1 protein-coding gene is annotated in these 1,149 nt (G+C 44.3%); it reads right to left on the bottom strand.

The features are described from left to right. Nucleotides 1-31: 31 nt before the first annotated feature. On the bottom strand, nt 32-1,096 hold the full coding sequence (locus ACYVRH_RS13395; protein ID WP_461257393.1) for an IS630 family transposase: 1,065 nt from the start codon (nt 1,094-1,096) through the stop codon (nt 32-34). Nucleotides 1,097-1,149 lie beyond the last annotated feature (53 nt).

The following is a 1,149-nucleotide window of genomic DNA, read 5'->3' as shown; positions in this document are numbered from 1 at the left end:
ACGGCGGCTAGTGTGCTGTAAAATACATATGTCAACATGATTTAGCCTTTTCAATTTTAGCAAGTATCTCAGACGGTTTTTTAGTCCATGTGAAAGAACGTCCGGACTTGTTCCAAGTTCTGATATAATCCTTAATCGCTCTTATCAACTGCGGCACGGATTCAAAGTTTCCCCTGCGTATCCGTTTGTTTGTTATTTCAGAAAACCACCGTTCTACAAGATTGAGCCACGACGAGTGGGTTGGAATAAAATGAAGGACAAACCTGCCCGGCCTGCTTTCAAGATACTTGTATACCTCTTTTGTTTTATGGGCTGACAAATTGTCAGTGACAATATGCAGTACTTTTCTTGGAGGGCAGCCCTTGTCTATCTTCTTCAGAAAATTAATATAATCTTCTGACGAATGGAAACCTTTGCATTCGCCTATTACCCTCCCGCTCAGGTAATCCAGCGCGGCGAATAATGTCGTAGTCCCGTGACGCTCGTAATCCACGGTTTGGCGTTCGGGAACGTTGCGGATTATCGGTAAAACCGGCTGGGTTCTTTCCAGCGCCTGTATCTGCGTTTTCTCATCCACGCACCAGATAATGGCGTTTTTAGGCGGTTTTAAGTATAACCCCACCACGTCAGTTAGTTTTGCCTTGAAATCGGGATCGTTTGAATAATTGCGCTTTGCCGTTATATGCGGTTTCAGCCCGTATTCCTGCAATACCTGGCTTGCTTTGGTATGGGATATCCCGACCCGCTTTGCCAGAGTTCTGCTGCTCCAATGGGTCTCATCTTTAGGCTTTTCATTGCACGCCAAACGGCATATTTCATTTTTAATTTCCTGGCTTACCGGCTCTTTCCCCGGTTTTCGCGTTTTATCGTTTAAAAGCGCGTTTATGCCGTAAGCATTGTAACGGTTAATATATGAGCTTACGGTAGCCCGGTTCATCCCCAAAAACTCGGCGATTTCCCCCGTGCCTTTCCCTTTTTCGCGTAACAACACCGTTTGAAGCCTCTGGGCGAACTTTTGTTCCAGATGCCCTGTTGATAATAATCTTTGCATCAGCAATTTGTCTTCTTTGTTTATTTGCGGCTGTATTTTCCTCATGCCTCAATTATATCATTCTTTTATATCGTTGTCTGTATTTTACAGCACACTAG

This window comes from Treponema sp. R80B11-R83G3 (assembly GCF_054786115.1).
Note: the sequence above shows the minus strand (reverse complement) of the source record. Positions and strands in the feature narration are given on the sequence as shown.